The sequence below is a fragment of the Streptomyces nanhaiensis genome, from assembly GCF_046614825.1.
In the GTDB taxonomy this organism is placed as follows: domain Bacteria; phylum Actinomycetota; class Actinomycetes; order Streptomycetales; family Streptomycetaceae; genus Streptomyces; species Streptomyces radiopugnans.
Genome location: NZ_JBKJFM010000198.1, coordinates 1 through 9,152 on the forward strand (window position 1 = coordinate 1; position 9,152 = coordinate 9,152).

Sequence of the window (9,152 nt, forward strand, 5' to 3'; positions counted from 1 at the left end):
TGTTTCGGTGGTCACAGCGTGAGGGAAACGCCCGGTTACATTCCGAACCCGGAAGCTAAGCCTTTCAGCGCCGATGGTACTGCATGGGGGACCGTGTGGGAGAGTAGGACGCCGCCGAACGATTATTGGGCCGTGGCCCCTGGAGTTAATTCCGGGGGCTACGGCCTTTTTTTGTTGCGTAACCGGGAGTTCACGTGGCGCCGCCAGCATCTCCGGCATGGGGACGACGACGCTGAGCGACACGCTGCGAGCCGGGCTCGAGGAGCAGGGCATAGGTATCGGGGACGAGGTGGTCGTGCCCGCGTACTGCGACAGCGAGGTGGCGGCGGCGGTACGGGGGGCCGGCGCACTGCCCGTCTTCGCCGACATCGATCCCGGGAGCTTCTGCATCGACCCCGCTTCCGTCGCCGCGGTGGTGAACGAGCGGACCGCCGCGGTGGTCCCCGTGCACCTCTTCGGTCACCCCGCCGACATGGTCTGTCTGCACGCGCTGGCGCAGCGCCACGGGATGAAGGTGGTCGAGTCCGGGGGGCCGGCCGCCGTCTCCTCGGTGGAGGCCGTTCGGCGCAGGCAGCACGCCGAGTTCCTGAGCGCCAGGCTGACCGGTGTGGTCGTCCCGCGCGTCGCGGCCGGAATGCGCCACACGTACGAGCAGTACGTGGTGCGGGTGCCGGGGAACGGGCGGCCCGACAGGGACGCCTTCAAGCACGCTCTGCGGGCCCGCGGAGTACGGTGCCACGTGCCGGTGAGGACCCCCGTGCACCGTCTGCCGCAGTTCCGGACGGACGTCCGGCTGCCCGAGACCGAGCGGGCGGCGGCGGAGTGCCTGGCACTGCCTCTGGAGGCGTCGATGACCCGCCGCGAGCTGCAGCGGATCGTCTCGGCCTGCAACGCGCTGGGTGGTCTGCTGATGGAACCGGCCTGCTGAGAAGCGGAGGGAACTCCCGGAGGCGACCGGGAGGGCCGGGTGGTCAACGGCACCCCGGGATTCAGGTATGATCTATCTCGCTGGCTCGCCCCAATAGCTCAGTCGGCAGAGCGTCTCCATGGTAAGGAGAAGGTCTACGGTTCGATTCCGTATTGGGGCTCCGGAAAGGAACGAGGCCCCCGCCGCGAGGCGGGGGCCTCGTCGTTTCGGTACGGGGACCATGGGCGCGCCGACCGTCACTCGGGAACGCGCATGGCGAGGATCGCCATGTCGTCGGAAGGCGCGTCGGCGGCGAAACGCTCCACCGCGCGCATGATGCGCGCGGCCACCGCGCCCGCCGTCAGGCCCGTGCACGTCGTGAGGACGTCGGCGAGGCCGTCGTCGCCGAGCATGCGGTCGCCCTCGCGGCGCTCGGTCACACCGTCGGTGACGCACAGCAGGACGTCGCCCGGATCGAGGGTGACGGTCTCCTCGTACAGCTCCAGGTCGTCCATCACCCCCAGCAGCGGCTGCGGCTCGGCGGCCGGCTCTACGGTGCCGTCCTGGCGCAGACGCAGCGGAAGCGGGTGGCCCGCGCAGACGACCTTGAGGACGGCGCCGCCCTCCGGCTGAGGCCACAGTTCGCCGTAGAGCAGGGTCAGGAACCGGCTGCGGGCCCCCTCGTCGAGGATCGCGGCGTTGAGCCGCTCCAGGACGGCCGGGCCCCCGAAGCCCTCACGGGCCAGCAGGCGCAGCGCGTGGCGGGCCAGCCCGGTGACGGCCGCGGCCTCGGGGCCGGTGCCGCAGACGTCGCCGATGGCGAAGCCGTACGCGCCGTCGCGGATGGGGAAGAGGTCGTAGAAGTCGCCGCCGACCTCGTTGCCCTCGCCCGCGGCGCGGTAGATGACCTCGACCTCGACGCCGGGGACGTCGGGGAGCTCGGGCGGCAGCAGGCTGCGCTGGAGGGACTGGCTGATGGCCGTGCGCTCGCTGTAGAGCCGGGCGTTGTCCAGCGCGAGGGCGGCCCGGCGGGAGAGGTCCTCGGCCAGCTCCAGGATCTCCTGGCGGAAGCGCTCCTCGGTCGGCTTGCCCAGGGTGAGCATGCCGATGACGCGGTTGCGGGCCACCAGCGGCAGCACCACCGTCTCCCCGCCGACCGTGGCTGCGGTGGCGAGGGTGGTGCCGGCGGGGTTCGAGGAGATGGAGGCGGGGAGGCGGTCGAGGGATAGGCCGCTCTGGTCCAGGCCCAGGCTGCGCAGGGAGGTGCGCAGCGCGGCGGAGTGCGCCGCGTCGCCCGGAACGGTCCACACCCGTGCGCCGGGGGTGGGCACCGGATCGGGCGGGGGGACTTTGGACAGCAGGGCCTTGAGGCCGTCGATGCGGTCCTCGTCCTCGTGCAGGACGTAGGAGAGCTCGGGCTCGGAGGACTGGTCGGCGATGGTGTAGACGGCGCACCAGGTGGCGAGGGTGGGGACCGTCATCTGTGCCATCAGGGCGAGCGTCTGGTCGCGGTCGAGGGTGCCTGCGAGCAGGTCGGACGCCTCGACGAGGAAGGACAGCGAGCCGCGGCGCAGCCGCTCCAGTTCGGTCAGGCGCGCGGACTCCACCGCGAGCGCGATCCGGTCCGCGGCGAACTGCAGCCGCAGGGCCTCCTCGTTGGTGTAGCGGCCCGGAGCCTCGGCCGAGACGCCCAGGGATCCGGTCAGCCGCCCCTCGACCTTCAGCGGGACGGTGACGACCGAGCGCATGCCCGTTCCCTCCAGGAGGGGGACCGCGCCGGGGACCGCGGAGAGGTCCTCGTGGACCGAGGGCATCCGGGCCGAGCCGTAGCGGCCGCTGCCCGCCTCGACGGGAACGCGGGCGAAGCGCTGGCGGGCGGAGGGCAGGCCGGTGGTGGCGCGGACCTCCAGCTCGGTCTCGTCGTCGGTGGCCAGCAGGAGGAAGGCGGCGTCGCCGTCGAGCATGTCGCGGGCGCGCTCGACGGTGCGCTGGAGGAGGCCGTCGAGGTCGTCCGGGGGAGGGGAGCCGATGAAGACCTCGAAGGGATCGGCGCCGGCCCGGTCGCGGCTCTCCGGGGCGCCGGCGGAGTCGGACGCCGCACCGCGCGCGGGGGACTGCAGTACCGCGCGCTCGTGGTCGCGCACCAGCAGGCACACGGTGGACGGTTCACCGTCGGCGTCGCGTACGCGCAGGTGGGAGGCGTAGACGGGGACGGTACGGCCGTCCGAGCCGCGGACGCCGTACGAGCCCTCCCAGCGGGAGAGGGCCAGGGCCTCGGCGATGCCGGTGCCGATGCCGGGGGTGTGGGGCCAGGCGGCGAGATCGGTCAGCGGCTTGCCGGTGACCTGCTCGGCGGTGTAGCCGAACAGCTCGCGGGCGTCGTCGTTCCAGGCGGAGACGGCGCCGGCGCGGTCGACCTGCAGAACGGCGACGCGGACCCGGGTGTCGGTCGTGGGCAGGGCGCTGTCGGGGAGCGCGGGACCGGCGCTGCGGGTGCCGACCGGGCGCTCTGGGAGTTCCAGGCGGAACCAGACGCGCTTGTCGACGGCGGTGTACTCGACCCCCCAGCGGTCGGCGAGCGAGGCGCACAGCAGCAGGCCGCGGCCGCCCTCGCGGTCGGGGTCGCCGAAGTGGTGGCCCAGGTCCTGGACGGGCAGCCCGCGGTCGGGGTAGTGGTCGGCGACCTCCACGCGTACGCTTCCGTCACCGTCGCGCAGGCACAGGACGTCGGCGGCGGTGCCGGCGTGGACGACGGCGTTGGTGACCAGTTCACTGGTGAGGACGACGGCGTCGTCGACGATGTCGGCCAGACCCCAGCCCTGGAGGGTGTCGCGCACGAAGGCGCGGGCACTCGCGACCGAGCGTCCGACCGGCTCGAAGGTGGCCGCTGCTCGCGCCGTGATCACTGTTCTCCCCATGGATCTGTCGTCGCCGTCCGTACGCGCGGGCGGCAGGGGGCCCCGCTGGGCGCCCACCGCTGCGGCCAGCCGCTGCCCGGCACTCGCCTCGTCCACCGCAGCGCCCCTTCGAATACCCGTCGTGACCACGTGTCCTTCGCGCCCGGCGGGCCGGAGCGGATGGACAGCCGGATGCCAGGTTACTTACGTTCGCGGTACCGGCGGGCCCCGGATGCGGGTGTTTCCCCCTTGAGGCGTTCAGTCGGTGGTGTGCGATGCTGCCGAACTGTTATCGCCTGGTTCCACCATGGTGAAACACTGGGAAGGCTCGAAGTGAATGCCCGGGCGGAACGTTCGACCCAGCGGGAGGGACACGGTGCAGTCTGGCGGAGCGGCGCGAGGCGCCAGCACGCGCACGAAAAACGGACGGTCTCGGGCGAACGGGGTGATCGAGGTTGAGGTGGCCGCGGTCAACCGGCTGCTGACCGCCCTGGAGGCGATGCGGGACGGGAACTTCCGCAAGCGCCTCACCGTCGCCGGCGACGGCCCGATGGCCGAGATCGCCGCGGTCTTCAACGAGGTCGCCGACCGCAACCTCCATCTGACCAGCGAGCTGGCGCGGGTGCGCAGGGTGGTCGGCAAGGACGGCAAGCTGACCGAGCGACTGGAGACCGGTGCCTGCGAGGGGGCCTGGGCCTCGGCCATCGACGCGTCGAACGCGCTGGTGGACGACCTGGTGCGGCCCGTCTCGGAGGTCGGCCGGGTGCTGTCGGCGGTGGCCGAGGGCGACCTGGAGCAGCGCATGGACCTGCGGGTCCAGGGGCCGGGCGGGGCGACGCATCCGCTGCGCGGCGAGTTCCTGAAGGTGGGGCGCACCGTCAACGGGCTGGTCGACCAGCTCTCGACGTTCACCGACGAGGTGACGCGCGTAGCCAGCGAGGTGGGCACGGAGGGGAAGCTGGGCGGCCAGGCGCGGGTGCGCGGCATGTCCGGCTCCTGGAAGGACCTGACCGACTCCGTCAACACGATGGCGTCCAGGCTGACCGCCCAGGTCCGCGACATCGCGCTGGTGACCACCGCGGTGGCCAAGGGCGATCTGTCCCGCAAGGTCACCGTGCACGTGGCCGGCGAGATGCTGGAGCTGAAGAACACCGTCAACACGATGGTGGACCAGCTCTCCGCCTTCCAGTCCGAGGTGACGCGGGTGGCGCGCGAGGTGGGCACCGAGGGCCAGCTCGGCGGCCAGGCCCGGGTCCCCGGGGCCGGCGGTGTGTGGAAGGACCTGACCGACTCCGTCAACACGATGGCGGGCAACCTCACCTCCCAGGTCCGTGAGATCGCCCGGGTGACGACCGCGGTCGCCAACGGTGACCTGTCGCAGAAGGTGACGGTGAACGCGCGCGGCGAGGTGGCCCAGCTCGCCGACACCATCAACACGATGACCGAGACGCTGCGGACGTTCGCCGACGAGGTGACGCGCGCGGCCAGCGAGGTGGGCACCGAGGGCGTCCTCGGCGGTCAGGCGCAGGTGCCGGGGGCGGCGGGGACGTGGAAGGACCTCACCGACTCGGTGAACACCGCGTTCCGCAACCTCACGGCACAGGTGCGGGACATCGCGCAGGTGACGACGGCGGTCGCCAACGGCGATCTGTCGCAGAAGGTCACGGTGGACGTCTCCGGCGAGATGCTGGAGCTGAAGAACACCGTCAACACGATGGTCGACCAGCTCTCCGCCTTCGGCTCCGAGGTCACCCGGGTCGCCCGGGAGGTCGGTGTCGAGGGCGAGCTCGGCGGTCAGGCGCAGGTGCCGGGGGCGGCGGGGACGTGGAAGGACCTCACCGACTCGGTGAACACCGCGTTCCGCAACCTCACCGGCCAGGTCCGCAACATCGCGCAGGTGACGACGGCGGTCGCCAACGGCGATCTGTCGCAGAAGGTCACGGTGGACGTCTCCGGCGAGATGCTCCAGCTGAAGAACACCGTCAACACGATGGTGGACCAGCTGTCCTCGTTCGCCGAGCAGGTCACCCGGATGGCCCGGGACGTGGGCACCGAGGGGCGGCTGGGCGGTCAGGCGCGGGTGGACGGCGTCTCGGGCACCTGGAAGGACCTGACCGACTCCGTCAACTTCATGGCGGGCAACCTCACCTCCCAGGTCCGCAACATCGCCCAGGTGACGACGGCGGTGGCGCGCGGTGATCTGTCGCAGAAGATCGAGGTCGACGCGCGCGGCGAGATCCTGGAGCTGAAGAACACCATCAACACGATGGTCGACCAGCTCTCCGCCTTCGCCGACCAGGTCACCCGGGTCGCCCGCGAGGTGGGCACCGAGGGGCGGCTGGGCGGTCAGGCGCAGGTGCCCGGCGTGGCCGGGGTGTGGCGCGACCTGACCGACTCGGTCAACGGCATGGCGGGCAACCTCACGGCCCAGGTGCGCAACATCGCCCAGGTCGCGACGGCGGTGGCGCGCGGTGATCTGTCGCAGAAGATCGACGTGGACGCGCGCGGCGAGATCCTGGAGCTGAAGAACACCCTCAACACGATGGTGGACCAGCTGTCCTCGTTCGCCGAGCAGGTCACCCGGGTGGCGCGCGAGGTGGGCACCGAGGGCATCCTCGGCGGCCAGGCCGAGGTGGAGGGCGTCTCGGGCACCTGGAAGGACCTCACCCAGTCCGTCAACGGCATGGCGAACAACCTCACCTCGCAGGTGCGCAACATCGCCGAGGTCACCACCGCGGTCGCCCGGGGCGACCTGTCCAAGAAGATCACCGTCGACGCCAAGGGGGAGATCCTCGCCCTGGTGACGACCGTGAACACGATGGTGGACCAGCTGTCCTCGTTCGCCGAGCAGGTCACGCGCGTGGCGCGCGAGGTGGGCACCGAGGGCATCCTCGGCGGCCAGGCCCACGTGCCGGGCGTCACCGGCATCTGGAAGGACCTGAGCGAGAACGTCAACCTGATGGCGTCCAACCTGACGGGCCAGGTGCGCAACATCTCACAGGTCGCCACCGCGGTCGCCAACGGTGATCTGACGAAGAAGGTCACCGTGGAGGCCAGCGGCGAGGTCGCCCAGCTCGCCGACACCGTCAACACCATGGTGACGACCCTGTCGTCGTTCGCCGACGAGGTGACGCGGGTGGCGCGCGAGGTGGGCACCGAGGGAAGCCTGGGCGGCCAGGCGCGGGTGCCCGGGGTGTCGGGCACCTGGAAGGACCTGACGGAGTCAGTGAACTCCATGGCCTCCAACCTCACCGGCCAGGTCCGCAACATCGCGATGGTCACCACCGCGATCGCCAAGGGTGATCTCACCAAGAAGATCGACATCGACGCGCGCGGCGAGATCCTGGAGCTGAAGACCACCATCAACACGATGGTCGACCAGCTGTCCTCGTTCGCCGAGCAGGTCACCCGGGTGGCCCGCGAGGTGGGCACCGAGGGGCGGCTGGGCGGTCAGGCGCGGGTGGACGGCGTCTCGGGCACCTGGAAGGACCTCACCGAGTCGGTGAACGAGATGGCGGGCAATCTGACCCGCCAGGTGCGCGCCATCGCGGCGGTCGCCGCGGCGGTGACCCGCGGCGACCACAACGTGAAGATCGACGTGGACGCCGCCGGCGAGATCCTGGCGCTCCAGGACAACGTCAACACCATGATCGCCACGCTGCGCGAGACCACGCTCGCCAACCAGGAGCAGGACTGGCTCAAGGGCAACCTCGCCCGTATCTCCGGTCTGATGCAGGGCCGCCGCGACCTGGAGGACGTGGCACGGCTGATCATGAGCGAGCTGACCCCCGTGGTCTCCGCCCAGCACGGCGCGTTCTTCGTGGCCGCCCCGACCGGCGGCGGCCCGGAACTCGGGGTGGGGGCGAGCGAGGACGGCTCGTACGAGCTGCGGATGATCGGCACCTACGGCTACTCCCCGGGCACCATGCCCACCACCTTCCTGCCCGGTGAGTCCCTGGTGGGCATCGCGGCCGAGGAGAAGCGCACGCTTCTCGTCGAGCAATCGCCACCCGGCTATCTGAAGATCGCCTCCGGGCTCGGAGAGGCGCCGCCCGCCCAGGTGATCGTGCTGCCGCTGCTCTTCGAGGGCAGGGTGCTCGGCGTCATCGAACTGGCCACCTTCCAGCCCTTCACCCAGATCCAGAAGGACTTCCTGAGCCAGATCGCCGAGATGATCGCCACGAGCGTCAACACCATCAGCGTCAACACCAAGACCGAGGTGCTCCTGCGGCAGTCGCAGGAGCTGGCCGAACAGCTCCAGGAGCGGTCGGTGGAGCTGGAGAGCCGCCAGCGCGCCCTGCAGGCCTCGAACGAGGAGCTGGAGGAGAAGGCGGAGCTGCTGGCCAAGACCAACCGCGACATCGAGATCAAGAACTCCGAGATCGAGGACGCCCGTCAGGTCCTGGAGGAGCGCGCCGAGCAGTTGGCGGTCTCGATGCGCTACAAGTCCGAGTTCCTGGCGAACATGTCGCACGAGCTGCGCACCCCGCTCAACTCGCTGCTGATCCTCGCCAAGCTGCTGGCCGACAACGCCGAGGGGAACCTCTCGCCCAAGCAGGTGGAGTTCGCCGAGACGATCCACGGCGCCGGCTCCGACCTGCTCCAGCTGATCAACGACATCCTGGACCTGTCCAAGGTCGAGGCCGGCAAGATGGACGTCAGCCCCACCCGTATCGCGCTGGTGCAGCTCGTGGACTACGTGGAGGCGACCTTCCGGCCGCTCACCGCGGAGAAGGGGCTCGACTTCTCCGTGCGGGTCTCGCCGGAGCTGCCCCCCACCCTCCACACCGACGAGCAGCGCCTGCTGCAGGTGCTGCGCAACCTGCTGTCGAACGCGGTGAAGTTCACCGACAGCGGTGCGGTGGAGCTGGTGATCCGCTCGGCCGGGTCGGACGTGCCGGAGTCGATCCGCGAGCAGATGCTGGAGCACGGCTCGCTGCGCGACCCCGACTCCGACCTGATCGCCTTCTCGGTGACCGACACCGGCATCGGGATCGCGCAGAGCAAGATGCGGGTGATCTTCGAGGCCTTCAAGCAGGCGGACGGCACGACCAGCCGCAAGTACGGCGGCACCGGGCTGGGGCTGTCCATCAGCCGTGAGATCGCGCGGCTGCTCGGCGGCGAGATCCACGCGGTCAGCGAGCCGGGCCGCGGCTCCACCTTCACCCTCTACCTGCCCCTGACCGCCGGCGACCTGCCGCCCCAGGGCTATCCGCAGCCGGGGGAGGGCTCCCCGGAGGCCGCGCCCGCGGCCGAGGACGAGCCGGGCGGCGGGTCCGGTGCCCCGGCTCCCGCCGCCGTGCCCGGGGAGCCCGGGGCCTCCGGCGCCGGGGAGGGGTCCCGGGGCG

The 9,152-nt window shown here is 71.1% G+C and carries 3 protein-coding genes, 1 tRNA gene and 1 rRNA gene; 4 read left to right on the plus strand and 1 reads right to left on the minus strand.

Annotation, left to right across the window (positions count from 1 at the left end):
• Positions 1–3: 3 nt before the first annotated feature.
• From rrf to ACLIYP_RS27505, 3 genes are all read left to right on the plus strand, one after another.
• Positions 4–120, plus strand: a 5S ribosomal RNA gene (gene rrf / locus ACLIYP_RS27495).
• 97 nt (positions 121–217) lie between these two features.
• The gene (locus ACLIYP_RS27500) at positions 218–928 is read left to right on the plus strand and encodes a DegT/DnrJ/EryC1/StrS family aminotransferase (protein WP_412715803.1); all 711 of its coding nucleotides are present in this window, start codon (positions 218–220) and stop codon (positions 926–928) included.
• Between the two features lie 87 nt (positions 929–1,015).
• A tRNA-Thr gene (locus ACLIYP_RS27505) sits at positions 1,016–1,088 on the plus strand.
• A gap of 76 nt (positions 1,089–1,164) precedes the next feature.
• Here ACLIYP_RS27505 and ACLIYP_RS27510 read toward each other — a convergent pair.
• Positions 1,165–3,813, minus strand: coding sequence for a SpoIIE family protein phosphatase (locus ACLIYP_RS27510; protein WP_412715805.1), 2,649 nt, complete (start codon positions 3,811–3,813; stop codon positions 1,165–1,167).
• A gap of 367 nt (positions 3,814–4,180) precedes the next feature.
• On the opposite strand from ACLIYP_RS27510, the gene ACLIYP_RS27515 reads away from it, so the two are divergent.
• On the plus strand, positions 4,181–9,152 hold a 4,972-nt coding region (locus tag ACLIYP_RS27515; RefSeq protein ID WP_412715804.1), incomplete at its 3' end, for a HAMP domain-containing protein.